We start from the raw sequence: 26,814 nt of genomic DNA, 5'->3' as shown, positions 1-26,814 counted from the left end.
TGAATGGTTTCATCTGTTTTTAATGGTAAATATTGCTTTGAAATTTAGACGACCAATCGCTCAGGGACTTGGTTAAATGATAAACCGATTAAGCTGGGCGGCTCTGCTTTTTTGTTTTTGCTGTTACTCTCAAGCTGAAGATAAAGCTGAACAGGTCTTTTTTAAAGTTTCACCAACAGTCTGTGTGACAGAAGCAAAACAAAAAGCCTGCGAGTTTAATGTGCAAGTTCATTTTCGAGTTGCTCCTTATGAAGAACTTTGTTTAGAAGTAACCCAACGCCCTCATTACACTCAGTGCTACACGCAAACAGGATTAATAGCCAAACAGTTTTTAATCAAAACAGAATACCCTCTTACCGTTAAGTTAATTAACCCTTTGAGCAGCAACGTTGTTAAACAGCAGCGTCTCTCAATAGTTAGCTATGAAGCCAAAGATTACCGTATAAAGCGGCGCTTTGGCTGGAGTTTATGATGCAGCATATTTTTTTAATTGAAGATGATGTGAAACTAGCCAATTTAATTCAAACATTTTTATTAAAACACGGCTATACCATTGATGTATTTAATACAGCTGAAGATTACCGTAGTAGTGAAATTACCTTTATTCCCTCATTGATTATCTGTGATGTGATGTTACCTGATGGCAATGGTTTTGAATTAATTTCACAACTAAAAGAAAAATACACCTGTCCTGTTATTTTTTTAACAGCTTTAGACTCAGTGCAATCACAAATTAAAGGCCTAAACTTAGGTGCTTACGACTACTTAATAAAGCCCATTAAACCTGAGCTATTATTAGCGAAAATTAAAACAATCATCGCCCACACTGTAAACCAAGATAGCTTTTCAGATCACAGCGACTGTTTACGCATAGACAGTAAAAAGCGTGATATCTACTTTCATAATACTGCTCTGAACCTAAACGAGAGTGAATTTGATATTATCGCCTATCTAGCGAAGAATATGCCGCAGCCAGTCTCTCGCGAAGTGCTGTTTAAACATGTCATTGGCCGTGAGTATGACGGACTAGACCGCGCTATAGATTTAAAAGTGAGCCGATTACGTAAAAAACTCAAAGATACGATAAGCAGCCATAAAAATTCGTTGGATATTAAATCGGTGCGAGGCAAAGGCTACAGTTTGGATATTTCAAAACTATGAAGCAGCAATTTTTTAAGCTTTACCTGATTATCACAGTAAGCTTAATTGCTTTAGTTCTTGCGTTTGGTCAGCTTTATAATGAGTTTTTTTCTAAGCATGTGCCGAGTATACAAATTAGTGTTGCTGAACTTACACAAATAGCAGAGCAAAAAGACTCGCGGATCAGTAGCCTAAGCATAAGTGAAATTGCATTGCCTGATTCTTTGCTCGACACGTTTAATCATGACGGTATTATCAGTGTCACTGAGCATAATCAGCAATTTATATATCTCAAGGGCAGTAATGGTAGCATTCAAAAAGTTGGCCCCATTAACCTGATTTCACACGCAAAAACTGACTGGTTTGCTTTTTTCGCCTTTTATTTTTTGCTTGGTGTGATGATTTTATTGTTTATACGCCCAGTGTTTCGTGATTTGAGCTTATTGCAACGTGCAGCCTACCGCTTCAGCAAAAAACCGCAACGAATAGAGCTCGATATAAAACCAAATTCATCCATTGCACCGCTTGCAAACACCTTTACTGATATGTCAGAGCGTATCAACAAATTTGTGCAGCTTCATAGCGATTTATCCCGCATTATTTCTCATGAAATTCGTACCCCACTCTCGCGTATGCGATTTGCGTTATCAATCGCAGAACTAGATTCGTTAGAAAGTAGCCAAATAGAGCGTGATATCGATGAGATTGAATTGCGCTTAGAACAATATTTATCGTTTGCTCGTTTAGAGCATCAACAAAGTGTGTTTAATCAGGAGAAAGTTAACTTAACTAAACTGATCAACACGGAAATAGCTAAATTTGATTTATACAAAGAACTCAAATTTATTCCAACTCTTGGGGTTGACGCTGCTTTTTGCGAAACAAGCTTTATGGCAATCGCGGTACAAAACTTACTGATCAACGCCACAAAATACGCAAAGCACACTATTTATATAAGAACTGAAGAGAAAGCAGGTAATTACTTGATAAGCGTCACAGATGATGGACCAGGATTGCCTATAAATGCTGATGCGTTAATTGAACCATTCAAACAAGGTGAAGGAGATAAATTGGCGAGTGGTTATGGATTAGGACTTTATATCGTGCATCGTATTGCTAGCTGGCATGGCGGTAAAATTGGTTTAGCCAATAACCTCGAAACCGGCGGCGCTCAAATCTCAATCAGTTGGCCTAAAAATGGTATGTAATGCCAGTAAAACCTGAGAAATAGCCATTTTTATTAATCATATGTGAGTTAGCTAAATTGCTATCAAGCCAAGTGTGCTTTAGTTTGAAATCAACACTAAAATTATCACTGATCGGATACTCGTAGCTTACTTTTAAATAGTAATTGGTGGCACTTTCTAAATTATAACTTAATAAGCGAGTTTTGCTCTCAGTGGGGCTAACCGTGTAGTAATAGTCAATTAACTCTTCATTTTTGTAGTTTATACCAGCCTCAATGCCAGCAATACCGGAAAACAGTGTAAATGCTTGGTAGCCATTGAATAAGATTTCATAGCCATTATGAACATTGGTTATATCGTGCACGTATGCCGCACTCAACCAAATGTCGTCATAAATATTTAAAGCTGATGAAAAGCCAGCCATATAAGAAAGGTTGCGCTCTATCGGTGTTAAGTTAATTGGTGAAGCACTTGGAATTGTAGGTCGACCTGAACTAGAACGAACCACACCTGTCGCGTAGAGTTTATCTACCCCATCTAACTCAAAGAAAAAGCCATCATCATTAAAGCGCCCCAGTAAATCAATATAAAATTTCTCAGATTCAAATAAGCTGTAACCAATAGAAAAATCATCGAAATACCAGCTATCACCATAATAAGCCAAGCTTGGCAGAATTGGCGAAATAACATCATCGGCATCAAGTACTGGGTTCTCAATACCACCGTAGCCTAGCGTAACGCTTGCATGAAAAGTAGACTTTTTAATCAATTGCGGCTGCTTAACATCATCCTGCGCAAATGCAGTTGATGCAGCTAAGCAACACATTGAACCAAACAACCTTTTCATTAACGTAACTCACCTTAATGCCGAAATAAACGACTACTATACTAACTTAATAAACTAAAACTTTTTTAGCCCTTTCTGTACTGGGGCGATCATAGCGTTTGCATACATTTTTGTATAATTTTTTTGCCACACAACGCAGTAAAATGACTTATTTTATCTACTATCGTCAAACTAACATACTGAAAGAAATATTAAATAGCTTGTACATTTTGCTACATAGGTTTTCAGTTTTAGTTATTAAATTCCATTATTTAATTTACTCAATGACAAAAAAAGGGCCCGAAGGCCCTTTGCTACATAACACACTTAGGGAGTGTTTAGTCTCGTTTCATACGGCGACGAAGACCGGCAAAACCAGCTAATAACACTGTTATCCATGCTAAAGAGCCGCTTGAGCTTCCTTTTTCTTTTGACTCTGGTGTCACAGCAGTTGGTTTATCAACACCATCTGAGTTAACAGTTAAGACAAATGATGTTTCAGCTTTATCAGTTGGGTTTTCTATATCAGAAACCACAACCGTTACATCAATATCGCCATAGAAATATTGTTCAGGGGTGATGGTTACCGTATCACCATCTACTTCATAGCTTGCGTTATCTACAATTACAGATATTTCATTTCTTGAATTCATCTCATCGATATGCTGAACCTCAAATGAAATAGATGTGTACTCTTCTGTCACCATATCATCAAGTGCAATCACTGTGATGTTACCAGGGATCGCCAGTGTTGCAGTTGAAGTCATATCATTCAGACCCGAGATTGCTGCTTTAGCTGCAACTTCAAGTGTTTGACCTGTAGCGGTTGGCATAACTTCGGCCCATGCGGTGACTTCAAATTGTGATGACTCTGGACCAACATAGTCCATACATACTACGTATCCATCGCTGATTACTTCATCTAAGTTGTTATAAGCAATCTGAATACCGCGATAGCTTTCAAGAGGACCGTATTGATATTGTGCACCGCGGAAACCTTGTAAACCGATACTTCCAGCAGGACGAGTAGTACCAAAATCTAAATTATCGTATGCATAGTAAATTTCATGCTCGCCTTTACCAAAGCGCGTATTGGCATTAAACAGCACTTGGAAGTCAAATGAGTTATCACGTTTAGTGTAAGTGTATTGACCCGTTTCACGATCATAAACAGGGTTGTCGTAATCTGACGCGTTATCCCACTCAATAATACCCCAACCTGTTGTTGTACTTGCAAGTGAGATCCCTTCGTTAGACGATAAACCCACTGACATTACTGAACGTAATAAGCCGCTCTCTGCAAACTCCCAACCACGCCATAATGGACCCATATTCTCATAAGGGAATGTTTCATAAGGAAACGGATTATGCACTGGGAAGAAGTAACGACTACCGCCTGTATTCACTGTCCCCATACCACGAATTTGAATTATCGAGTTTTGGATATTTGTATTATCAGCATTGTTATACAGACTGAATGTGTCAAATGCACCATTGTAAAAGCTTGCTATTGGTAACGAATAACCACTTCGTGAATTATATAGATTACTTTCATCGAAGCCTGAAAGCATAGGCATAATGCCAAACTCAGATAAGTCGACATAACCGCCTGGGTTTGAGTTACCAAAATCAGGTGTACGACACATTTCATCAGTGATGTTATCAGTGACGATGTAATCTGGCTCTACATCTCGGGTATCCGCTTGTGTGCCCGTTACAATCACTTTACCGTCAGCAATTTCAACGTTGATTTCAGATGCTGTTGAAACCATTACATTTTCTGCTTTGATATCAAGACCAGCAGGAATATCAAGTTCTAGTGAGAACTCACGATCTATACCTGAGTTATTCGCTAATACTTCAAATGTGTAAGGCACCATATCGCCCACTTTTGCACCTGTATATGGCGCATCAAGGTGAGCAACATCATTGCCACGGTTAAGCTTAAATGGAATAGAGCCTAGGTTGCCATGATTTACGGCCGATGTGCCCACATCAAGCAAAGAGTAGTAAACGCTGTCTGAATCAAATTCCATATCCCAATTAACAGTCATTTCAACAGTGTTTTGGCCATCACTGCTAGGAAGGCTGGCTGTCATTCCTGACGCCTCTTGGTCAGACACAACGGCTGTGGCAAGTTTAAAGGTTTCTTCTAACGCACCAACCGATGATTCATTTGAGTTGTAAATTACAACCCAGTATTCACCTTCTTCTGGGTTGTTAATATTACAGAAGTTATTGTAAATGATATGGTTAGATACACATAAGATCTCGTCTTGCGGCTGAACAATACCATCACCGTTATAATCTTTACCTACATAGACGATAGCATTACCGACTTTTAAAGTACCTTCTAACTCGGATTCAACACCTACGCTTTCAGCAATAAAACGTTTTGCGTTCGCAGGCACAGTAACAAACTTAGTAAATGTTGCTTCATCTAGAATATCACTAGCATCAACTTCTTCTGTTCGATTCATAGCCCACGGGAAAGTACGCTCATCATCTTTTGGCAAAGTTACTGTAGTGATATCTGCTTTAACCGGCTCATATGCGCGTGCAACAAGTGCTTCAACACTCGGTAATACAATACCTTTAGCAACATAAGTGCCTACATTTGAATGAGCAGTTGTTTCTAATGAAGATGGTAAATTACCGCGGTCATATTTAAACGCTACTGGCCAATGTGCATCTGGGATACCAGCTTCTTCAGCTTGGAACACAAGGTTGGTATGAAGCTCAACTTCTGAGTTACTAAACCAATCTTGGGTATCCATGATTGATGCTTTAACAATGATTGTTTGCGTTTCACCTTTTTTCAGTGTGAAAGTTTTCGGGAAGATATCAATATTCACACCATTTTGAGCGGTTTGTGAATTAACATCAAATGCCCAGTTTTCAACATCTTCATGGCTTACAGTCCAGGTTCCATCTTCTGTTGCTTTGATAGTTCGAACCCATTGACACTCTGGTGCACAAGAAAAGTTAACCAAATTTGGTAAGTTAAGTTTGTGAGGTGTACCGCCATTATATGGATCAGCCGCTAAGAAGTTGTCGGCTGTTTCGTCCATAACAAAACCTGCTTCAGCTGCTAATGCAACATTGATTCGACCTGCACCAGCACGGTAAATTTTAGCATCAGCAACAACATCATTTTCACTGTTTAAACGATGGTACTTAACTACGTTTTCGGCAGTCATTGATAGTGCAGATTGAATCTCGGCCGCACTCCACTCAGGATGAATCTGACGCAGTAATGCCATAGCACCGGCAACATGAGGTGATGCCATAGACGTGCCGCTAATCGCTGCATAATCTTGACCATGTGGTGCCACAAAAGGATGCTCATCAGAGTATGCCGCATAAATATCAACACCAGGAGCTGCAAGTGTTGGAGCTAGTACTTCAACATTCGAATAAGATGGACCACGCGATGAGAAGGTTGCTAACCAATCAGCATCTTCAGCATCAACACGGCGCTCAATCACTGTTGGCTTAATAGTGATCATATGACCTTTCTCTGATGTGCTATCAACCCAATCTTCTAAACCGTCATCGGGCCACACACCATTCCATTGATCATAGGTAAAATGAACGCCTGGTAATGAGTAAGCCTCAGGTACTGTAGCTTGATCACTGTCACGGTTGAACATAATGAAACCATCAGCGCCACCGGCTTTTACATGATCTACTTTTGCGGTACGAGCATTGGCAGCTGTATCTGTAGCTGAGTGACGTTGACAGATTACAATAACATTCGTGCTGCCATCAGCCGCACCAGCTATTTCTGTCCCATCGTTGTAGAAATTAAACGTATTTTCAGGATAATCGGCAGTACAGTATCCATCAGAGTCTTTAAAGCCATTGACGTCTTCATAGTCTTTAGCCCAGACAACAACGCCGGTAATTTCTTCGCTATTAATGGCACCGCCAACTAACCCCATATCTGACCAACTTGGTACTTCAGAACCCATCGTTTCATCAGCAAAGCCCGCATATTCAACTGCAGTTTCAACGACAACAGTACGGCCATGTGTTGTTGCTGCAACTTGCGCAAGCCACGGCGACGAGTTATCTAAATAGCCAAAACATTCAGCTGCGCCACACCCCTGACCGCTGTTACCTGCTGCCGCGGCAACATTGATGCCCGCTTCACGCGCTGCTAAGAATGCAAGTTGTACTGGATCGGCCCAAACGTTTGAGTCGGCTCCACCAATTGAGAAGTTGATTACATCAACCCCATCAGAAATTGCATCTTCAATACCTGCTACAAGCGCTTCACCAGGACAACCTGCGTATTCTTCACTTGATGGGTAACATACTTGATAAGAAATAATATTTGCATGCGGTGCAACACCTGAGATTTCAGGGAATAAACCCTCTTTCAAGATATTGCCATCAGTATTTTCACCAAAACTAGGTAGCATATATGGAACGTCTTTGACTACGTTACCTGCCGCAGTTGACGCAACATGCGAACCATGACCTTGATAATCTTCACCAATCGCTGGCCAGCCTGGGATCATGGCATCAAACGCATCTGTGATCACATCGTAAGAACGTACACCAATTAGTTTGTTATTACATTGAATCTCTTCTGGCTCTTCAACACAGTCACCAACATAAACGCCCGCACCAAATGGGTTTTCATGCTCATAACCATCAGCACCCACAGCTGCAAATGACGGGTGATCTGAGTTAATACCTGTATCAATAATACCTATGATTTGGCCTTCACCTTTGCCCTTGATCCCACTTGGAACACTTGTTCCATCCCAAATTTGATCAGCACCGATGTGCTTAGGGCCTTCATCTGAAAGTAAATCATAATTTTTAGAACGCATTACTGATACAACAGAGCCAAGCGAAGCGACCTGTAATGCCTCTTGCTCTGTCATTTTTACAGAGAAACCATTTAGCGCTTTAGTGAATTGACGGCGCATCTCTGTACGCCCTGTAACTGCCGTTACGTTTTGCATAACAGCACGTTGTTTCGAATAAAGCTTGTTTTGATATTCTGTAACGGCTGAAATTGCAGGCTGACCTTTTTCAAAAACTTTGGTAATACCTTGAGCTTGCATAGATTTTGATAAAGACGAAGTTAAGTCTCTAGCTTCAAGAGCAACAGAGTTATCACGTAAACGAATAATATAAATATGTTCGCCACCCAGACCTTCTTCTTTAAATTTGCTTGCTTGGCTATTTAATTGAACATTTAAACCATCGTTTTGTAGCATGCTTGAAGAGTTACCTTGCTCGAACTCTTTGGAAAATGCTTTCACTTCTTCAAATGTAATATTTGGTGCTTTTAATTGGTGCTTAACTTGATTGTTCTCAACACCGACTGCATGTGCAGCACTAGCACTATAGAGAGCTGCAGCAACAGCGATCGAAAGTGTTTTGACTTTCATAAAGTATCCCCTGGATAGTTAGTTTGAATAGTTATTCAAGCTTTTTGAATTTCCATTTCAACGCTTGTAGTAACAATATAACCACAGGGAGAATCAAAAATGACGTACATTCGTGTAGCGTTTTGTACACACTGTTAACATTAAAGTTACCAAAGGTGGGTAATATAGCGTTTCTATATACAATATCTCTGAGTACAAAATAGAAGTAGCATATTTAATTTAGGTAAGAAATGAAGATTAAATTGATTTATTAATCAATTAATTATGATTATGCAGTGGTAAATCGTATAACTCTTATGCAACTATAACTTGAGCTGGATCATGGTTTTCAAATTCTAAGCAGTAAAGGCTTTACCAGCGATGAGCAAAACTGTCATTTTGCAACATTGTGTTCTGGTAAAGCCTATCGTTTTTAGCGGTTTAACGCTTGCTGAGAAATCATTTCAGCAACACTACCCACTTGTACTGACATACTCTCTTGACTAGGCGGAAATGCCTTAAAGGTTTTTACAAACTCTGCAATTTGATTACCTGCTGGGCCTAAAATCCAACTACGGTTTTCTGCCCACTCATCATACCCCCTAGCATCAATGAAACGCTCAAATGGATCCATTTTTAGGTTAATAATATAAGGTGTAGTAAGGGCTTGCTGTGTAGACCTAAACCAATGATTTTGTTCCGTAAAGATTAATTTCCAGTCACCGTAACGCATTCCATGAAAGGTCGTTTCGGTGAAATAATAAAACTCTTTACGCTTTGTTTTACCATTGTTTAGTAAGATATCACTTTGATCGAAACCATCTAAATGAACCTTATACTTTTGACCATTGATTTTGGTACCTTTTAATAAATTAGCTTTTAAATCTTTATCGCCAACCCACGACATAATCGTTGGCATCCAATCTTCCATTGTCATGAACTCACCGGTGCTCACACCTTTAGGAATATGGTCCGGCCATTTAACAACCATAGGTACTCTGAAGCCACCTTCCCAGCCACCAACGCCTTTTTCACCATGAAATGGCTGATTACCACCATCTGGCCATGAGTTTGATGCGGCACCGTTGTCGGTAGAAAACATCACTATTGTGTTATCAGCGACTTTAAGTTCATCAAGTAAGTTAAGTAACTCACCTACATCATCATCCATTTCGGTCATACCATCAGCATATAAACCAAAGCCAGTTTTACCGTCATAAGCTTTATTAAGGTTAGTTTGGTAATGCATTCGAGTTGTGTTATGCCACACGAAGAAAGGTTTATTCTGTTTTACTGCATCACGAATAAAGCGTTTTGACTCTACAAGTACTTCTTGGTCTAAATTACGCTGACGCTCTTTCCCAAATGGGCCAAGATCTTTAATCTCTTGTTTGCCATTTCCAAGCGCTTTTGAATGAATGACTCCACGCATTTTTAAGCCTAACTTTTCTTGTGTTTTAGCGTCTTGAGGATAATCTTGCTGCTCTGGATACTCACCTGCATTGAGGTGATATAAGATACCAAAAAATTCATCAAAGCCATGATTTGTAGGTAAGTGTTCATCACGATCACCTAAGTGATTTTTACCGAATTGGCCTGTAACGTAACCTTTTGATTTGAGCATGGTTGCTAAGGTTGGATCTTTCTCTTGCAAACCTTGTGGTGCGCCAGGAAGACCTACGGTACTGAGACCTGTACGCATAGGATACTGACCAGTAATAAATGCAGCGCGGCCAGCAGTGCACGAGGCCTGTGCGTAATGATCCATAAATATCATGCCATCATTCGCAATGCTATCAATGTTAGGTGTACTGCCTCCCATCATACCTCGATGGTAAGCACTAATATTCCACATACCAACATCATCGCCCCAAATAACAAGTACATTGGGTTTATCAGCAGCGACACTTGGTAAACTTAAGCCTAAAATGGCCACGCAGGCCAGTATGTATTTAAACATCACTTTCTCCTTGAAAACTGACTAAAGCATTTGCCTTAGCTTCAAAAATCCCTCGCTTGCAGTCACCTTATACTGCTTTCTTAAGATATTCATACAAGTGATAAATTGTGCATGTTTAATACTATTAGAGCAGTCACTATTTACAAGTTAAATCTGGGGTAACTTTGATTTAAATATAAAAAAACCGAGCATAAAGCTCGGTTTATAAAACTAAAGGATGATTAAGCTTGCGGATAATCGCGGTATGCACGCTCAATTTTTTTCGCTTGCTTTTTAGACACACCAAGATGTGCTAAAGCAACACGTAAACGAGCACGCGATAAGTCAGAGCCTAAAATTTCCATCGCATCAAGTACTGATGTTGAAGATGTCTTACCTGTGATAGCCACAAAGATTGGCTCTAGGAAGTCTTTAATCTTCAACTCATGGAAAGTCGCCACTTCTTTTGCGATAGCAAAAATCGCTGGTTTTTCCCAACTACGTAAACCTTCTAATTGCCAGATGAAGAACTGCAATGCTTGACGGATTACATCTTCATCAGCTTTACCTGCTGTTAATAGCGCAGGCTCATAACTTGGAATACCACCTACAAAGTGGCCCGCAAGGTCAACCATGTCAGAAAGCGTATTAATACGTGTTTTAGCTTCTGGCAATACTTTAGCGAATAGCTCGGTATTAAATTTCCAATCAACAAAACGCTGCATTAGCTCTGCATCAGATAAGTTTTCACGGATCCACATACCGTTTAACCAACTAAGCTTATCGATATCGAAAATTGGGCCGCCAAGCGACACTCGTTTCATATCAAAGTGTTCAATCATCTCTGCTAAGGTGAACTTTTCACGCTCGTCTGGCATTGACCAACCCATACGGCCTAAATAGTTTAATAGTGCCTCTGGAAGGTAACCCATTTCTTTATAGTAGTTGATTGAAGTTGGGTTTTTACGCTTCGATAATTTTGACTTATCTGGGTTACGCAGTAACGGTAAGTGACCTAGTACTGGCGCTTCCCAACCGAAGTCTTCATATAATTTTAATAGCTTAGGCGCTGAATTGATCCACTCTTCACCACGGAAAATGTGGCTAATTTGCATGTGATGATCATCAACAACGTTGGCAAGGAAGTAAGTTGGGAAACCATCTGCTTTAAGTAGCACTTGCATGTCTACATTTTCCCATGGGATCTCAATTTCGCCACGTAGGTAGTCGTTAAACTTAAACGTGCCTTCGCTTGGGATCTTCATACGGATTACGTAAGGCTTACCCGCTTCAAGGTTTGCTTTAATTTCATCTTCAGAAAGATTTAAACCACGACCATCGTATTTAGGGCGTAGACCTTCGGCCATTTGCTCTTCACGCATTTGGTCTAGTTCTTCGCTCGTAGCAAAACAGTAAAAAGCTTTACCCTGTTCAACTAACTGATGCGCGAATTTCTTATATAAATCGCTACGCTCAGATTGGCGGTATGGGCCAAACTCACCGCCTACATCTGGACCGTGATCCCAGTTTAAGCCTAACCATTGTAAGCTATCCATAATAGCTTGCTCTGATTCTGGAGTACTACGAACTTGGTCTGTATCTTCAATACGTAACACAAACTCACCGCCTTGCTGCTTAGCAAAACAGTAGTTAAATAATGCGATATATGCAGTACCTAGGTGCGGGTCGCCAGTCGGTGACGGAGCAACACGGGTGCGAATTGTCATGGTTATATCTCTCAAAAGACAATTAAAAAATTTGCCCAAATGCTAGCACAGCACGGGCTATAATCGAAGTGAAAAGCCGCTTTATGCCGCGACTTTATCTAAATAAGCAATGATATCGTTTGATTCATACAACCAAGTCACTTGGCCGTTTTCTTCAATGCGTAAACAAGGAACTTTTACTTTTCCGCCCTGCTCTAATAGCTCTTGGCGAAATTGCTCGTTATCTTTGGCGTCACGGGTTTCAACTGAAAGGCCTTGACGTTTTATGGCACGACGTACTTTCACGCAAAATGGACAGGCTTTAAATTGATATAGTTTAAATTGTGATGTCACTGAATCAAGCGCGGCTTGCTCTGCTGCCGGGCGCTTTTTACTACGTGGCGTGAATACAAAATCAAAAAACAAAATGATGCGGCCTAACAACCAACGAACAAACTTCATCTTACCTTCTCATAGGGTTCAAAAAAATAGTGAGCAATTTTAACACAGCTAAGCGCGCTGCAACACCTTAAAACAGCTCAATTGAATCATCTTGAGGTTGGCTTTGTTGAATATCTAGTTCGGAATAGGCAGTGACACAATTACGACCGCTGTTTTTAGAATGGTATAAGGCCTGATCGGCTTTTTGCACAAGGCTGGCAACCATTTCAAACTCGTAGATTGGCATAAAACCACTACTCACTGTTAAGTTGCCTACTTGAGGAAATGGGTATTGAGCAACACAGGAGCGAAAACGATTAAGTGCATTTCGTGCATCTAACTCGTCACTTGCTTGAAATAACACAGAAAACTCTTCGCCGCCGTAGCGAAAAACGTAATCTTCAATACGAAAGTTATTTTTTAAAAGCTGTGCCACAAGTAAAATAACCTCATCACCAATTACATGACCATAGTTATCATTAACACGTTTAAAATGATCAATATCGACCATAGCAAGGAACCAATGACACTGCTTAGAGTCATGCTCGACCGCTGTATTGGCAGCTATCTCAATCACTTTTTTATCAAATGTTTGCCTGTTAAGAAGTTCAGTAAGTGGATCCTGCTGTGATTTATGTAATAAAGAGAGCTGATTCGCATAGATATTCAGCATATAAATAGCTAGCATACTGCAGCGCTCGGTTAACTCTTTATCAGATTCAACAACAAGTATACCGACAACATTGCCAGTGTAATAAATTGGCACATATGTCGATATCACCCCACAATCACGGCTAATCCGAATTTTATTGCGACTGACTTTTGCCAATAAGTCTAGGACTTCTTGCTCGCTAAGCTCCTCAATGGCTGTGTTCTTATTTAACAGCCGTGCGGGAAGACCAATATTAAAGGTTTTATTAATATAGATTGCAAAACGTGTAAACTCACCTAATTCAGCAACAGCATTTATCAGTGCACTGTCTAACTCAGGCTCTTCTTCCTGTTGCGTTATAGTGACTACCCAGTCATGCCCGCAAGCATTAGAAGCCATTTAGAAGCCCCCAAAATAAAACATAACTTTAGTTTAGTTAAGTTTGCTAGAATTACTAAAAAACTATAACAAAATCATATCATCTCGGTGAATGACTTCACTGCTTGGTGCAAATACAAGCAACTCAGTTATTTGCGATGAATGACAGCCTTTAATTTGATCAATTTCTTGATGGTTAAAGTTAACAAGGCCTTTAGCAATACATTGCCCTTGGCAGGTCACCACTTCAATCACATCACCACGCTCAAACTGCCCTTTCACAGTCTTTACGCCTTTTGCCAGTAAGCTTGCGCCACGTTCTCTAAGCGCAAGGCTTGCGCCATCATCAATCACTAATTGCCCCGTGCTTTTAGGCCCTGCAAGTAACCATTTTTTGCGGCCATCTTTTGGTGCGGTGAGTTTTAAAAAGCGTGTACCAGGGAGCTTGTCGGCCATGCAATTTAAAATCACATTTTTGCCTGCGCCTTTGGCAATAATTACCTCAACACCGGCGCGACGTGCAATATCGGCTGCTTGCAGTTTGGTTGCCATACCACCGGTACCTAGGGTGGTGCCACTGCCACCAGCGAGCTCTCTAAGCTCATCATTAATATGCTCAACTTCATTGATAAGTGTTGCATTGGCATCAGAGCGAGGATCGCCTGTAAATAAGCCTTCTTGGTCAGTTAACAATAACAGCTTTTCAGCATTCGCTAATATTGCGACTAAAGCAGATAAGTTATCGTTATCACCGACTTTAATTTCGGCGGTGGCTACAGCGTCGTTCTCGTTGATAATTGGCACCACATTGTGAGCGAGTAGTGCATTTAAAGTATCGCGAGCATTTAAGTAACGTTCACGGTCTTCTACATCGGCGCGGGTCAGTAGCATTTGCCCTACATTCACACCATACAAAGCAAACAGACTCTGCCAAATATGAATAAGCTGCCCTTGGCCAATTGCGGCAAGCATTTGTTTTTCAATCAAAGAGCGACCACAGGGGGTAATGAGTTGCTCGCGACCTGCAGCAACCGCGCCACTTGATACTAAAACAACCTGATAACCCTGTTTTTTTAATTCACAACATTGGCGAACAAGTTCAACCATGTGTGCTTTATCTAATTTGTCGGTACCGCCTGTCAGCACGCTTGTGCCCAGCTTTACAACAACGACGTGTGGCCTTTGCATTTGATTCTTATATTCTGTAATAAAAAAGAGAATTTATATATACCAGCTAACAGTTTTTGAACAAGTTAAAAAAATTCATGCTAGGATCGCGCTCTCGTTTTTTTACTCAATAGCGACGCCTATGCCAGCCAGTTTATGCTTAATTATCGCGACCTTTTTATGGGGTAGCTCTTACATTGCTTTAAAGCATGCAATCAATGTTTATGATCCTGTGTTAGTGATTTTTTTAAGAATGCTAACCACCCTATTGATTAGCTTATGTTTATGGCGCTATATAATCCGCTTTGAGTTCAAACCAGGCGACTGGAAGTACTTAATTGGTATGTCACTGGCTGAGCCTTGTTTTTATTATTTATTTGAAGGGCATGCCCTTGAATACACTTCGGCATCGCAAGCTGGGGTGATTGTCTCTTGTTTACCAATTATCGTCGCTATTTTGGCGTTCTTAATTTTAAAAGAGTACATCAGTAAAGCCATTGTCGTTGGTTTTACCTTATGTATTGGCGGCAGTATTTTATTAACGCTATTATCACCAAGTACTGAGCAAGCCCCTAACCCACTGCTTGGTAACTTTTTAGAGTTGATGGCGATGGTGTGCGCCGCGTTTTATACCGTGAGCGTAAAACACTTAGTCGCTCGTTACTCACCGCTGACCTTAATAGCAATTCAAGGGTTCAGCGGTAGCTTATTCTTTGCGCCTTTTTTATTTTTCATCGAACTACCCAGCGAAAATCAGCACGACTTAAGTGCCCTACTGAGCATTTTATATTTAGGCTCATGTGTCACTTTAGGCGGCTATGGCATGTACAATTACGCCATCAGTAAGGTGTCGGTGTTAACCGCTGCTGCTTACTCAAACCTCATTCCAATTTTTGCGTTAATTTTGTCTGCCATTTTACTTGGCGAAGTTCTGACACTTTGGCAATGGGTGAGTATTGCGGTGGTATTTGCCGGTGTTATTGTTAGCCAACGTCATCAAGAACTGAAAGTTGACGTAGACGATAATTTATCAGCCGACACCAATAATCTAAAATCTGTCCCTGAAGCTAACGAGTCAAAAGGGTAACAGGTTAATAAATAAAGGCCTGATTGTGCTAAAAACCCTTGCTCGCTTTGATGAATAACATCAATGCTGCGAACTTGATAGTGTTCAATTTGGCCATTTTGCAATTGCATACTGAATTGCTCACCCACTTTGACATGTTTTAGAAATGCAAAGTGGGTGTCGTTATGACCCGCAATCAGCACCCCATTTGTGCTGCCAAGTTCACCGCTTGGCAAAAAATGCCCGGGGGCAAACGCGAGGTTTCGCCCCGATGCACCAGCAAATACAGTCAATTCTTGCTGCTGGCTTGGCCATTCTATGTGTGCAGTGACATAACCATCGGCGTAAAACCAAGGCCTCACTTGCTGATTAGGACTTTGCAAAGCTTGCTGCCAAGCAGATTCAATCAGAGCCTGAGCCAGCCAAGCTTTCGCCTGCATATAGCCACCATTCACAAACAATGCGATGCCAAGTAAGGCGCTGCAAACTGGCAGCGCTTTTTTTAGCGTCGCCATTGCCATAACCACGAAAAAGCGAGTAATAGTAACCCGATTAGCATAAACACGCGGCTTTGTCCGTCGGTTTGCGGTAGCGTCATGCCGTTAGGAAGTTTGTTTCTCACTTGCATTGAACGCTCTGCAATCTCATTATCCGCATAGTTATCAACTGCAATAAAGGCTGTAAAAGGGCTAAGTAAATGATGCTGAAGTGCTAATGTCTCAACTTCTGCGCGTACCGCATCCTTTTCATTATAAAGCAGTAGTGACTTAATTTTTTGTCTTGCCCAGAGTCTAGCGATACCTTCGCCGTTTGCGGCATTGGCCGTTGCTAAATTAATCGTCATTGGCCCTGTGTTTGTCTGCCCCTTTAATGTTAAGTGCTGACTGCCATCAAGCTTCACAGCAACCAAAACCGGCTCTGAAAAATACAAGTCAGGTAATGGCGATGGCCAATACTCAAGGGCTGCTTTGTCGCCTTCAAGTGCAAGCTCTGTAACCGCGGGATGGGCTAGCTTATCAAATAGTAGCTGCATTTTGGGCTGTACTTGGCTGGTGCTACTTATAAAAGTGAATGTACCACGGCCAATATCCGCAGCTCTGGTCATAAAAAAGCTATTAGGTGCGCTACCAATACCGACGGTAAAGAGTCGGCTGTCACCTAAATCTGTTTGAATTTGTTTAAATAGCTGCGTTTCGTTACCCACACTGCCATCGGTTAAAAACACCACTTGGCGAACAAAGCCATCATGGTGTTTACCATCAAGTACCTGAGTCAGTGCTTTTGCTATTTCGGTGCCGCCATCGGCTTGTAAGCCATAAATAAAGCGTTCTGCACGGCGAATGTTAAAGTCATTGGCAATCATTGGCGTGTCACTTAATACCGACACTTCATTATCAAAGCCTATGATGTTAAAACTGTCATTTTCATCCAATAATGAAAGGGCATAAAACAAGGCTTGTTTAGCCTGCTCCATTGATTGGCCATGCATTGAGCCAGAGGTATCAACAACAAACACCATTTCACGAGGCAGACGAGCTTGCGAGGTAAAGTGATCGCTTGGCGGTACTAACATCAGTAAACCATATTCTTGCCCTGCTACTGTTTCGGTAAAAAATGCAGCCTGAGAGTGGGCTTTATCAAGGGGCTTAAATGTCAGCTCAAAGTCTCTATCCATTGGAACATCACGATTAAGTGATAACTGGTACCGACCAAAGCTTGGGTTATCGATTTGCATGCCCGCTAAATTAGCGCTGATATCACTCAGCTCAAGGCCAATATCCATCGAAATAGCAAGGTTTAGGCTCGCATCAGACTCTTGGCTTTGTGCACGATGAAAAACAGGCTTTAGCCACGCTGATGCCACTTGCGCTGTGTTAGCTGTTGCGTCGTTCTGTTGTTCTGCGTCTCTTGTTTCTAGATTCACTTTTTGCTGCAGTTCTGCCGTTAAAGGTTCGTAGCGCGGCGTAATAGTAGTTGGAAAACGCAGTGAAAACACACCATCTCGAAAGCCGATTATCTCTTGGTATTGCAAGGTAATTTCAATCTCTTCCCCTGCTCCAAGGTTTGCTACATCAGTAGAGAAAATATTCGCACGTTGCTGACGTACTAAAGCGGCGCGTTTACCCTGTTTTTGGGCTTGCTCAAATTGCTGTTCAGCCTGCTGCTTAAGGGCAATATTACCGGTGATAATGCGCTCACCAATTTGCATTTGCATGGCATGAACTGCGCTTTCATCTGGTAACGGAAACACATATCGGGCATTAACCGCAAACGGGTGCGGGTTTTGATAACGCTGTTTAACAACAACATGATTAATAAGCCCAGTGAGCGTCATAGTGACATCGTTTTTCACTAATAAGCCCGACGACACTTGGCTATTAGAATCATCATAAAAACGTAGTTCGGCACTGGCATTGGCTGCAAATGCAGGGTTAACTGCATAACCTAATAAGAGGATAAAAAGGCTCCCAAAAAGGAGCCTTTTGGTACGGTTACTCAACATAATATGTCACTCCATCGACCGATGAATTAGTGGTTACTTTGTGCTGTGCGTAAGCTGCTTTGTGAAACAGGGCGTGTCGTTAAGGTTACGCGGCGGTCAAACACGTTGTCTTCGTAGTTATTTGAATCGGCAACACTTTGCTGCTCACCAAAGGCGGTAGCGGTTAAGCGCGTATGAGGCACACCTTGTTTAATTAAGTAGCTTTGCACTGCATTTACACGCTGTTTTGAGAGCATTAAATTAGCCAACTCATCACCACGCTGATCTGCAAAGCCATTTAAGTCGATAGCCAGATTTGGCTGAGCAATAAGTAACTGTGCGACTTTATTGAGCTGGTTAGCAAAGTGTGGGGCAATTTCGCTAGAGCCAGTTTTAAACTGTACCGTCATGGCCAATAAGGTGTTCAATTGGGCTTGTAGTAACTGCTCTTTTTCGTCAGCTAATAATTCAAGCTGCTCACTTAAGGCGGCGTTATCGGCAATTACTTGTTGGTAATCAGCGGTTTGCTCTTTCATTACAACTAATGCGTGTGCTTGTTCATCAATGGTGTTGTCTGCCGCTTCTTTTTCGCCAATTAAGCCACCAGCAAACGCGCCAATAAATGCACCCACTGGGCCGCCGACTAGGCCGCCAACAACGGCACCTGCACCTAAGCCAATGGCTGTTTCTTTTGGTGTTTCTTGTTTAGCTTGACTCGCAGCGTCTGCAAAAGGGGCGACAGATACAGCAGACGTGATAACAGCGGCAATAATTAATTTTTTCATGGTTTAATCCTTTTTCTACTTAATTGCTTGGCAACATTGGTTGGTGTTGCGAACTTGGTATGGAGCTATTAAAACAAGTCGAAATGGCAATAAAGGGGATCAAAAAAGGCAAACTGCTGAGCAATTGTGGCAGAAAAATGGCAATCGCGTTTTTGCCAGTACGCAAGGCAAAAAATTAGGTATAGTTCGCTATAGAAAGAATTTAAGTAAGTATTAACAATGAAGAAAATAGCAATCGTTGAAGATGAAACAGCAATCCGCGAAAACTACACAGAAATGCTCAGCGCTCAGGGCTATCAGGTTGTAGGCTTTGCTGACAGAGCCAGTGCTGAACTGGCATTTAGTCAATCTTTACCAGATTTAGCCATTGTTGATATTGGCCTTGGCCATGAAGTGGATGGTGGTTTTTTACTTTGCCAAACATTACGCAGTCTTTCTAAAACCTTACCGATTATATTTTTAACCGCCCGCGATAGCGAAATTGATACCGTATGTGGCCTGCGCATGGGTGCTGACGATTACTTAACCAAAGACATCAGTATGGCGCATCTTGCTGCTCGCATAGGTGCCTTGTTTAGACGCCTTGATGCCTTCGATCAACCTGCCGATCAAACCGCTCTTTTACATCGCGGCCCGTTAAAGTTAGATACCCAGCGCATGCAAGTTTTTTGGCAAGAGCAACTGGTTGATTTAACTGTGACAGAATTTTGGATGGTACATTCACTTGCACAGCGTCCAGGCCATGTAAAAAGCCGCAACGAATTAATGAGTGATGCGAAAATTTATGTTGATGACAGCACTATTACCTCACACGTAAAACGTATTCGTAAAAAGTTTATTGCTTTAGATGATACATTTGACTGCATTGATACCGTTTACGGTATGGGTTATCGCTGGGAGCAAGCTTAATGCTGCGTTTGGGGCTTAGAACAAAGTTTATTTTCTTATCCTGCTTTTTATTTTTATTGCCTTGGCTTGGCTATGAATATGTGTGGGAAATGGAAAAGTTCTTAAGACAAGGGCAAGAAAAAACCTTAGTAGGCACCACCCGCGCACTCGCAACCGCATTACATGAGCGCCCCGCTTTGTTTGACTCGCAAACCAACTTTTTAGATCAAGTTGTAAAAGGCCGAGATTTATATGCCTATAACCTAAATAACCCGATTCAACTTGATGGTAAATTGTCGGAGTGGCAGCCCTATCAAAACTTATTTTGGCATTACGACAAGCGCTACTTACAGGGGTTAAGTAATGATCATCAAGATAGTGATCTAAGTTTTGATCACATGGTAGGCAAATACGAAAACTACCTCTATGCGGCTTTTAAAGTCACTGACAGCTCACTGGTGTACCGTGCTAAAAATGTACTTAGCTTTACCCGTAATGATCACTTACAGATCATGTTAAAAACACCTGAAGGTGAATTTAAAAGCTATGTGGTGGCCACCCGCCAAGATGGTTGGGTTAATGCCTTTGATGCTTCGACACAAGAGCCGGTCACTAAAATTCAAGGCTATTTTAAAAGTACCAACACGGGTTACAACATAGAGCTGCGTTTTCCGCTTTCGATGCTAGGTAATAAGCTTGGTTTTGCTATTGAAGATTGGGATGAAGACAAGGTTGAGCCTCAGTTAATGTCGACCTCAAACCTGCAAAACCCAAATGATATCGGCTCAGTTTTAGTGCCTTCGCCAGAAATTAACCGTATCTTGAAAGGCATGGGCCACAGTGGCAGCCGAATTTGGGTCGTCGATAACCATCATCGTGTACTTGCACAATCTGGCTCAATTCATCATGCCGATGGCGTTTGGGCAGACGGCCTAAAAGATGCGCCCGCAACAACCTGGTGGCAACGCTTTGAGCAAGATTACTTACACCCACTTTACTATAAAATTTTAACTCGCCCAGAAAATGAGTTTATTGATACCTTACATGATGTCGCAGCGATGCAAGGTACTCACATAGCCAGCGCTTTAAATGGTAAACCCGCATCATCATGGCGCTTAACCCCAGATAACAAAGCCGTTATTTTATCGGCGGCCTACCCTATTTGGATCCAAGACAAAGTAATAGGTGCAGTAATCGCAGAAGAAACCACCAACGGCGTGCGTACTCTGCGTAATAAATCGTTAGAAAAGCTATTTAATGTCATTTTAGCGGTGATGCTTGTTGGTACTGTGACACTGTTCTTTTTTGCTTCAAGAATTTCCAGCCGTATTCGCCGCTTACGTGACAACGCCGAACAAGCCATTGATGCTCAAGGGCGGATCACCGGCAAAATTACTTATGCCGATTCGAATGACGAAATTGGCGATCTTTCTCGCAGCTTTGCCAACATTGTTAGCCGTTTAAGTGGTTATACTGATTACTTAGAAAATATGTCATCACGACTCTCCCATGAGCTGCGTACGCCTGTGGCTGTTGTACGCTCATCACTTGAAAATTTACAAATGCAGCCGCAATCTGAACTGAGTCAGAAATACCTCGACCGTGCTAGTGAAGGGGTTGAGCGGTTAGGAAAAATTATTACCACCATGAGCGAAGCGACGCGTCTGGAACAAAGTATTCAAAGTGCCGAGGCAGAAGAGTTTGACCTGACCAAGGTGATCACCGGCTGCATGCAGGGCTATCAAATAACCTATGGTGAAAGCCTATTTACCTTGTCGCTTTGTAAAGAGCCGTTAAATGTTAGTGGCGCACCAGAATTTATTGCCCAATTACTCGATAAGCTCATCAACAACGCACTTGAGTTTAAAACCTCGCAAAGCACAATTTCAGTCAGCTTAACCAAGCAAGAGCAGCATGCATTATTAACAATCAGCAACCAAGGGCCTTTGCTCCCTGACGGTTTAGTTGAACACATTTTCGACTCAATGGTCTCGGTGAGAAGTCAGCAACATCAGCAGCAGCCACACTTGGGTTTAGGTCTTTATATTGTAAGGCTTATTTGCGATTACCATCACGGTAAAGTATTGGCAGAAAATTTAGCTGATGGCACAGGTGTTGTGTTTACTGTGGAGCTGCCTATTAAATAAGCATATTTGCGTTACATATGATTACAGTTTAATGACTAGGTATTCACCGATAATTCAGATTACAGGACGTAATATTTGTAATACAAAAGGCAAATTATTCTTTGGAGGGCATCATGCGATCTGGATTACAACGTGAAGAGATTGAATTCATTATGGGGCTATTTAGCTATAATGAAGCAACCGATAAACCAGCGGCTCCAAAAAAGCAGCCTGTAAAAGCTGACACTAAAAAAGTTGATACAGCGCAATATAAAGCAAACTACAAAGCAAGCTATATCAATTAGCTTAATTAAGTAAGCAACTTTGAGGCAAGAAAACCGCGTTGATAGCAAGGCAAAAATTTTGCTATTTAGTTGTTCTAAATGAAAAATTTTTAACGCCGCTAGCATCAGGTTTAATCCCTCAAATTGATTAAGTATTATTGCTGATTGATATCGTTTGACCTAGCTAAGGGTAGCTCATTACAATGGCGCACCTTTGGAATATAACGCCTTGTAATGAAAAAACACTCACCTAAAAAAGAACTGATTTTACTGCCCGTTTTATTCGTGGCTATTTTACTTTGTGTTGCAGGTCACTTCCTACTCCAGCCCAACTACCAAGACAGCCATACCGTTGAGTATTTACTCGCTGCACTGCCATTTGCCTTGTTTGGATTGGTGATTATCGCCTTTAAAGTTGCCAGTAAAAACGATAACCAAGAATAGATCACAACACGTGATAGCCAAACCAATCGGGCTTCATTGCTTGTGCTTGCCCGCTTGGCGTTAATTTGATTGATAAGTTGCTATCTAACAAGTCAATCGCAAAACAATCGTCTACATCGTGTAAATCATCTTTATGAAGATGAGTCATTCCCGCCAATAAAGACTCTTTAGCGCGTTGCTTTGCTTCTTCACTGCTACGCGCAACGTACAATGCAAAATCATGTTGCTCCGCAAGACTATCAGCTCGGTAAGCACCTAAATTCACAAAATACAGTTTTTCGGCTTGGTGATGCGCACTATCAACCACTTCGACCTGATAACCATCAATGTGCTGAATTTGCATGTAGCTATCCATGTGTACGTTGCTTTTATCACCCACCCATTGTGCTTTTAGTTTTGAGTAGGTTTGCTCAATGCTATCGCCTACGACAAATCGAACGTCGTGCATTTCAATGTGGCAACCTTGAATACGACCGCCCAGATAGACTAAAAAAAGCGCCATGTTTTTCCTTATATTAAGCTTTCAACATTAATGTTGTGCTTTTTGATTAATTTATAAAAATCTGAGCGATTACGTTTCGCAAGCTTTGCGGCTTCGGCAACATTACCCGCTGACATTTTCAGCGTATTAATTAAATAATCTCGCTCAAATTCTTTTTTTGCATCATTTAACGAAAGTGGCTCAGCAATACTAACATTACTATTTAATGCACTCTCAACTAGCTGAGCGGCAATCACTTTACCAGGTGTAAGGGCTACTACCTGCTCTATCACATTTTGTAATTGACGGATATTACCCGGCCAATCATAGCGCACCAAAGCATGCATCGCATCATTGGCAAACTGCTTTTGCTCTTGCCCCATACGTTTAGCAATTAGACCTGCAAAATGCTGTGCTAGCAAACTAATATCTTCTCGGCGTTCACAAAGCGGAGGCAGTTTTAAGTTCACCACATTTAATCGGTAATATAAATCTTCACGGAACTGCTGATTATTGATTGCCTCAGGGAGGTTCTTATGAGTCGCTGACACCACCCGCACATCAATTGGGATCTCTTCTTGAAAGCCTACAGGACGAATGGTTTTCTCTTGTAAAACCCTAAGCAGTTTTACTTGTAAATTTAGCGGCATATCACCTATTTCGTCCAGAAAAAGGGTCCCACCTTGAGCTTGTTGAAACAAACCTTGATGGTCTTTTACTGCGCCTGTAAACGCGCCTTTTTTATGCCCAAATAATTCAGACTCTAAAAGCTCCCCCGGCACAGCGCCACAGTTAATTGCTACAAATGGCCCGTCACTAACATGGCTATGTTGATGTATTGCTTGTGCAAGCAACTCTTTACCTGTGCCGCTAGCACCGGAGATCAACACATTCACTTGCGTTGGACCAAGCAATTTAACTTGCTCAAGTAAATGCAGCATCGCGCCGCTACGGGTGACAATATTTGTTTGTGTCGGTGTTTCATCACCGTGTACACCATGGATCTCAATAGCTTTAGCAAGGCTGTCGAACAGCTCATCTTTATCAACCGGTTTGGTAATAAATGCAAAAATACCTTGCTTCGTCGCTTCCACTGCATCAGGTATCGAACCATGTGCTGTCATCATAATCACCGGCATTGAAGGGTAACGACTTTGTAACTGGCGATGTAGAGCCATGCCGTCCATTTCATCCATTCTTAAGTCAGTGATCACCGCATCATAGGTTTGGTTTTTTAGTGTTTGTAATGCCTCAATGCCACTTTCGACTGTGTTTACCAAATAGCCTTTAGACTCAATTCTAATCGCTAGTAACTTTAATAAACTCGCATCGTCATCTACTAATAAAACCCGTGGTTTTGTTACTTCATTCATGGTTACTGCTCCTTGGTCTCTTCACGTAGCAGAAGTTGTTGTTCGATAGTCGCAAGCGACGATAAGGTTTTTTCCATTTCATCACTCAGTGCTTGCTTAGCTTGTTTTGCCGCTAAATTCTGTTGTAAATATTGCTTTTGTAACCATAGATACTGCTTAATATCATCTGGCCAATAAAAAGCATGGTCACTTTTTTCAAGCTGACTAAGAGCTTTTTCTGGCTCTGAAGCACCGAGTAAACAAATCGACTCAAACAGACGCTTTAGCTCATTTTCGCCAACATAATTTGCTTTATCAGAGCTTGCTTTAAAGCCACCGCACTTGGCAGCATGCCAAGCAATGACTGTACTTACAGGCGGGTATAACGGCTCACTTTTCGGCCGAGGCTTTGGATTAGGTTGCCCTTGAGATTTCACATCTGCTGTCGGCTCTATTTGCTCTGCCTCAACATGCTTTTGCGTGATCGTGCACCCTGTTATAAAAAGTGTGCCTATAACAAGCATAAAACTGGCTTTATTCGCTAAGCCCATATCAGTTAACTCCTTGGGTTAATTGAATTGGTAAAATGGCTGTAAATACACATCCTTGCGGCTCATTATCAGTAATAGAGAGCTTACCGTTTAATTGTTCAACAGTTTCTTTAACTATGGTTAAACCGAGTCCACTGCCCATTTCAGTATGTTGTTTTGCATTCTTGCCTTGGTAAAAAGCCCCAAACACGGCGGCTTTTTCAGTATCTTCTATGCCTATTCCTAAGTCGCTGACACTCAAAATTAACTGTCCCTGCTTTAAGCTTGCTTTTATTGTCACTGACTCATGTTCTGGCGAAAACTTTAACGCATTTGAGGTAAGCTGAATAAGCACCATTTCAAGTAGCTCAATTGAGATAAACAAAGCTTTATTTGGTAATTCATTCACCCACACAATGGATAAGTCACGCGCTGATAATCGGTGCTCAAAATGACGCTCAATTTTGTTCATCATCAAATTAAAGTTAAGCTCGCTTAGGCTTTGCTTACTGGTGCGAATGGCGTTGTAACTCAATAAGCTTTCAATCATGGCTCTGAGTCGCACCATACTTTGCGTTATTAGCTCAAGAACGGCTTGTTGCTCGCTATTGATAGGACCAACAATTTCATCTGCGAGTAAGTCTGTGCCTTCAACCATCGAAGCTAGGGGCGTTTTTAATTCATGTGTCACATGGCGTAAAAACGTATCTTTTTGCTGCTCAAGCATATGTAACTGCGCTTGAACCCACTCTAATTTATTACCTAATTCAACTAACTCTGACGAGCCGCGAACTTGAATTTTTTGCTGCCAGTGACCTTGTCCAAGTTTATCAATCACATGTGTGAGTTCTCTGAGCCGCCCGCTGATCCGCCAAAGAAAGCCGCCCCCGACCAATAACGTGAGTGGAATTAACGCAACTAACCAATTAATAAATGAAGCTTGAAGCGCTTTTAATTGCTGCTGATTTTTTGTGATGCGCAATTCATTTTGCTCTTTGAGCCAATTTGTTTGCTCACTGATAAGCTTACTAGCGGGTGCAAACAGCTCACCATCTTGCTTTTGTTCTATTAATAAATGCTGATGCGCAAATTGTAATACCTCAGCCAATTGCCGCCACTGCGAGACATAATCAGCGGTTGGGCTTAAGAAAATGAGCTCATCGACACTTTGCAATGACGATTGCCACTTGTTGGCAATCAAGCTATCGAGGGATTCACTTTTAAGCACCCAGTTTTGTCGAGTTGCTCGCTCAAGGCTGTTTAAGTCTTGTTTGAGGTTGTTAAATGCTTTAGTAATCTCGTAATTGTCACCGACGATTTCTTGAGTCACCGCAAGCTGCTTATTGAGCGCATTTAAAAATAAAATCACCACCAAAGATAACGGTAGTAAAGACAGCAAAATGCTACAGACAAACTGGCCAATAAGACTAGGTCGCCAATTGAGTAACTGTTTTATTTTTATCGCTACTTTATTTTGCATATTCACTCTCAACATAATTGCAGATGCTGATTATTAGCGAACAAACTTAGACACTCGCTGAATCCGACCT

General features: G+C 41.4%; 22 protein-coding genes. 8 read left to right on the top strand and 14 right to left on the bottom strand.

Features of this window, described 5'->3' with window-relative positions:
* Positions 1 to 76 precede the first annotated feature (76 nt).
* Genes CWB80_RS11965 through CWB80_RS11955 form a run of 3 tightly spaced genes read left to right on the top strand, consistent with a single transcriptional unit; the run spans position 77 to position 2,348 of the window.
* Positions 77 to 472, top strand: coding sequence for a DUF3019 domain-containing protein (locus CWB80_RS11965; protein WP_054551209.1), 396 nt, complete (start codon positions 77 to 79; stop codon positions 470 to 472).
* The gene (locus CWB80_RS11960; RefSeq protein ID WP_138599614.1) at positions 469 to 1,161 is read left to right on the top strand and encodes a response regulator transcription factor; all 693 of its coding nucleotides are present in this window, start codon (positions 469 to 471) and stop codon (positions 1,159 to 1,161) included. Before CWB80_RS11965 ends, CWB80_RS11960 begins: the two co-directional genes overlap by 4 nt.
* Positions 1,158 to 2,348 (top strand): ATP-binding protein, encoded by a 1,191-nt coding sequence (locus tag CWB80_RS11955; RefSeq protein ID WP_138599613.1) that lies wholly within the window; start codon positions 1,158 to 1,160, stop codon positions 2,346 to 2,348. Before CWB80_RS11960 ends, CWB80_RS11955 begins: the two co-directional genes overlap by 4 nt.
* Here the strand turns inward: CWB80_RS11955 and CWB80_RS11950 are convergent.
* The 7 genes from CWB80_RS11950 to proB form a co-directional block, all read right to left on the bottom strand.
* Positions 2,332 to 3,174: a MipA/OmpV family protein gene (locus CWB80_RS11950; RefSeq protein ID WP_138599612.1), complete on the bottom strand. Its 843-nt coding sequence runs from the start codon at positions 3,172 to 3,174 to the stop codon at positions 2,332 to 2,334. The two genes, CWB80_RS11955 and CWB80_RS11950, sit on opposite strands and share 17 nt — an antisense overlap.
* A gap of 317 nt (positions 3,175 to 3,491) precedes the next feature.
* On the bottom strand, positions 3,492 to 8,564 hold the full coding sequence (locus CWB80_RS23115; protein ID WP_138599611.1) for a S8 family serine peptidase: 5,073 nt from the start codon (positions 8,562 to 8,564) through the stop codon (positions 3,492 to 3,494).
* Between the two features lie 412 nt (positions 8,565 to 8,976).
* On the bottom strand, positions 8,977 to 10,503 hold the full coding sequence (locus CWB80_RS11940) for an arylsulfatase (protein ID WP_138599610.1): 1,527 nt from the start codon (positions 10,501 to 10,503) through the stop codon (positions 8,977 to 8,979).
* Between the two features lie 221 nt (positions 10,504 to 10,724).
* Positions 10,725 to 12,209 carry a glutamate--tRNA ligase gene (gene gltX / locus CWB80_RS11935; RefSeq protein WP_138599609.1) on the bottom strand — a complete coding sequence of 495 codons (1,485 nt, stop codon included), beginning with the start codon at positions 12,207 to 12,209 and terminating at the stop codon, positions 10,725 to 10,727.
* An 81-nt stretch (positions 12,210 to 12,290) separates the two neighbouring features.
* Positions 12,291 to 12,650, bottom strand: coding sequence for a glutathione S-transferase N-terminal domain-containing protein (locus tag CWB80_RS11930; RefSeq protein ID WP_054551202.1), 360 nt, complete (start codon positions 12,648 to 12,650; stop codon positions 12,291 to 12,293).
* A gap of 67 nt (positions 12,651 to 12,717) precedes the next feature.
* Positions 12,718 to 13,680, bottom strand: coding sequence for a GGDEF domain-containing protein (locus tag CWB80_RS11925; RefSeq protein WP_054551201.1), 963 nt, complete (start codon positions 13,678 to 13,680; stop codon positions 12,718 to 12,720).
* 63 nt (positions 13,681 to 13,743) lie between these two features.
* Entirely contained in the window at positions 13,744 to 14,847 is a 1,104-nt protein-coding gene (gene proB, locus CWB80_RS11920) for a glutamate 5-kinase (protein WP_054551200.1), read from the bottom strand.
* 121 nt (positions 14,848 to 14,968) lie between these two features.
* Between proB and CWB80_RS11915 the strand changes: the two genes are divergently transcribed.
* Entirely contained in the window at positions 14,969 to 15,913 is a 945-nt protein-coding gene (locus CWB80_RS11915) for a DMT family transporter (RefSeq protein ID WP_054551338.1), read from the top strand.
* Here CWB80_RS11915 and CWB80_RS11910 read toward each other — a convergent pair.
* From CWB80_RS11910 to pdsO, 3 genes are read right to left on the bottom strand one after another with little or no spacing between them, the layout of a single operon-like run.
* The gene (locus CWB80_RS11910; protein WP_138599608.1) at positions 15,823 to 16,407 is read right to left on the bottom strand and encodes a class GN sortase; all 585 of its coding nucleotides are present in this window, start codon (positions 16,405 to 16,407) and stop codon (positions 15,823 to 15,825) included. The two genes, CWB80_RS11915 and CWB80_RS11910, sit on opposite strands and share 91 nt — an antisense overlap.
* Positions 16,395 to 18,395: a marine proteobacterial sortase target protein gene (locus tag CWB80_RS11905; protein WP_138599607.1), complete on the bottom strand. Its 2,001-nt coding sequence runs from the start codon at positions 18,393 to 18,395 to the stop codon at positions 16,395 to 16,397. The genes CWB80_RS11910 and CWB80_RS11905 overlap by 13 nt, the downstream gene beginning before the upstream one ends.
* Positions 18,396 to 18,421: 26 nt before the next feature.
* Positions 18,422 to 19,159 (bottom strand): sortase-associated OmpA-like protein PdsO, encoded by a 738-nt coding sequence (pdsO, locus tag CWB80_RS11900; protein WP_054551198.1) that lies wholly within the window; start codon positions 19,157 to 19,159, stop codon positions 18,422 to 18,424.
* 219 nt (positions 19,160 to 19,378) lie between these two features.
* On the opposite strand from pdsO, the gene pdsR reads away from it, so the two are divergent.
* The 4 genes from pdsR (at position 19,379) to CWB80_RS11880 (ending at position 22,901) form a co-directional block, all read left to right on the top strand.
* Complete coding sequence (pdsR, locus tag CWB80_RS11895) at positions 19,379 to 20,068, top strand: proteobacterial dedicated sortase system response regulator (protein WP_138599606.1); 690 nt, start codon at positions 19,379 to 19,381, stop codon at positions 20,066 to 20,068.
* Positions 20,068 to 22,194 (top strand): proteobacterial dedicated sortase system histidine kinase, encoded by a 2,127-nt coding sequence (gene pdsS / locus CWB80_RS11890; RefSeq protein WP_138599605.1) that lies wholly within the window; start codon positions 20,068 to 20,070, stop codon positions 22,192 to 22,194. Before pdsR ends, pdsS begins: the two co-directional genes overlap by 1 nt.
* Positions 22,195 to 22,307: 113 nt before the next feature.
* Entirely contained in the window at positions 22,308 to 22,478 is a 171-nt protein-coding gene (locus tag CWB80_RS22550) for a hypothetical protein (protein WP_171041521.1), read from the top strand.
* Positions 22,479 to 22,691: 213 nt separating this feature from the next.
* On the top strand, positions 22,692 to 22,901 hold the full coding sequence (locus tag CWB80_RS11880; RefSeq protein ID WP_054551195.1) for a hypothetical protein: 210 nt from the start codon (positions 22,692 to 22,694) through the stop codon (positions 22,899 to 22,901).
* Between the two features lies 1 nt (position 22,902).
* Here CWB80_RS11880 and CWB80_RS11875 read toward each other — a convergent pair whose 3' ends face one another.
* Genes CWB80_RS11875 through CWB80_RS11860 form a run of 4 tightly spaced genes read right to left on the bottom strand, consistent with a single transcriptional unit; the run spans position 22,903 to position 26,744 of the window.
* Complete coding sequence (locus CWB80_RS11875; protein ID WP_054551194.1) at positions 22,903 to 23,403, bottom strand: DUF1543 domain-containing protein; 501 nt, start codon at positions 23,401 to 23,403, stop codon at positions 22,903 to 22,905.
* Between the two features lie 8 nt (positions 23,404 to 23,411).
* Positions 23,412 to 24,755, bottom strand: a complete 1,344-nt coding sequence (locus CWB80_RS11870; protein WP_054551193.1) for a sigma 54-interacting transcriptional regulator — start codon at positions 24,753 to 24,755, stop codon at positions 23,412 to 23,414.
* Positions 24,756 to 24,757: 2 nt separating this feature from the next.
* Positions 24,758 to 25,285: a hypothetical protein gene (locus CWB80_RS11865; protein WP_138599603.1), complete on the bottom strand. Its 528-nt coding sequence runs from the start codon at positions 25,283 to 25,285 to the stop codon at positions 24,758 to 24,760.
* A gap of 1 nt (position 25,286) precedes the next feature.
* Positions 25,287 to 26,744 carry a HAMP domain-containing sensor histidine kinase gene (locus CWB80_RS11860; RefSeq protein ID WP_138599602.1) on the bottom strand — a complete coding sequence of 486 codons (1,458 nt, stop codon included), beginning with the start codon at positions 26,742 to 26,744 and terminating at the stop codon, positions 25,287 to 25,289.
* Between the last annotated feature and the right edge of the window lie 70 nt (positions 26,745 to 26,814).

The organism is Pseudoalteromonas sp. S1650, assembly GCF_005887195.1.
In the GTDB taxonomy this organism is placed as follows: domain Bacteria; phylum Pseudomonadota; class Gammaproteobacteria; order Enterobacterales; family Alteromonadaceae; genus Pseudoalteromonas; species Pseudoalteromonas simplex.
The sequence above is the reverse complement of the archived record's forward strand: the minus strand, read 5'-3'. Positions and strand labels throughout refer to the sequence as shown.

Excerpts from the sequence above, each read along its gene's own strand:
- CWB80_RS11965 (WP_054551209.1), top strand. The coding sequence starts at position 77 with ATGATAAACCGATTAAGCTGGGCGGCTCTGCTTTTTTGTTTTTGCTGT.
- CWB80_RS11930 (WP_054551202.1), bottom strand. The coding sequence starts at position 12,650 with ATGAAGTTTGTTCGTTGGTTGTTAGGCCGCATCATTTTGTTTTTTGAT.
- CWB80_RS11940 (WP_138599610.1), bottom strand. The coding sequence starts at position 10,503 with ATGTTTAAATACATACTGGCCTGCGTGGCCATTTTAGGCTTAAGTTTA.
- CWB80_RS11950 (WP_138599612.1), bottom strand. The coding sequence starts at position 3,174 with ATGAAAAGGTTGTTTGGTTCAATGTGTTGCTTAGCTGCATCAACTGCA.
- CWB80_RS11955 (WP_138599613.1), top strand. The coding sequence starts at position 1,158 with ATGAAGCAGCAATTTTTTAAGCTTTACCTGATTATCACAGTAAGCTTA.
- CWB80_RS11910 (WP_138599608.1), bottom strand. The coding sequence starts at position 16,407 with ATGGCGACGCTAAAAAAAGCGCTGCCAGTTTGCAGCGCCTTACTTGGC.
- CWB80_RS11880 (WP_054551195.1), top strand. The coding sequence starts at position 22,692 with ATGAAAAAACACTCACCTAAAAAAGAACTGATTTTACTGCCCGTTTTA.
- CWB80_RS11870 (WP_054551193.1), bottom strand. The coding sequence starts at position 24,755 with ATGAATGAAGTAACAAAACCACGGGTTTTATTAGTAGATGACGATGCG.
- CWB80_RS11925 (WP_054551201.1), bottom strand. The coding sequence starts at position 13,680 with ATGGCTTCTAATGCTTGCGGGCATGACTGGGTAGTCACTATAACGCAA.
- CWB80_RS11875 (WP_054551194.1), bottom strand. The coding sequence starts at position 23,403 with ATGGCGCTTTTTTTAGTCTATCTGGGCGGTCGTATTCAAGGTTGCCAC.
- CWB80_RS11860 (WP_138599602.1), bottom strand. The coding sequence starts at position 26,744 with ATGCAAAATAAAGTAGCGATAAAAATAAAACAGTTACTCAATTGGCGA.
- CWB80_RS11915 (WP_054551338.1), top strand. The coding sequence starts at position 14,969 with ATGCCAGCCAGTTTATGCTTAATTATCGCGACCTTTTTATGGGGTAGC.
- pdsS (WP_138599605.1), top strand. The coding sequence starts at position 20,068 with ATGCTGCGTTTGGGGCTTAGAACAAAGTTTATTTTCTTATCCTGCTTT.
- CWB80_RS11905 (WP_138599607.1), bottom strand. The coding sequence starts at position 18,395 with ATGTTGAGTAACCGTACCAAAAGGCTCCTTTTTGGGAGCCTTTTTATC.
- CWB80_RS11865 (WP_138599603.1), bottom strand. The coding sequence starts at position 25,285 with ATGGGCTTAGCGAATAAAGCCAGTTTTATGCTTGTTATAGGCACACTT.
- gltX (WP_138599609.1), bottom strand. The coding sequence starts at position 12,209 with ATGACAATTCGCACCCGTGTTGCTCCGTCACCGACTGGCGACCCGCAC.
- CWB80_RS23115 (WP_138599611.1), bottom strand. The coding sequence starts at position 8,564 with ATGAAAGTCAAAACACTTTCGATCGCTGTTGCTGCAGCTCTCTATAGT.
- CWB80_RS22550 (WP_171041521.1), top strand. The coding sequence starts at position 22,308 with ATGCGATCTGGATTACAACGTGAAGAGATTGAATTCATTATGGGGCTA.
- pdsR (WP_138599606.1), top strand. The coding sequence starts at position 19,379 with ATGAAGAAAATAGCAATCGTTGAAGATGAAACAGCAATCCGCGAAAAC.
- pdsO (WP_054551198.1), bottom strand. The coding sequence starts at position 19,159 with ATGAAAAAATTAATTATTGCCGCTGTTATCACGTCTGCTGTATCTGTC.
- CWB80_RS11960 (WP_138599614.1), top strand. The coding sequence starts at position 469 with ATGATGCAGCATATTTTTTTAATTGAAGATGATGTGAAACTAGCCAAT.
- proB (WP_054551200.1), bottom strand. The coding sequence starts at position 14,847 with ATGCAAAGGCCACACGTCGTTGTTGTAAAGCTGGGCACAAGCGTGCTG.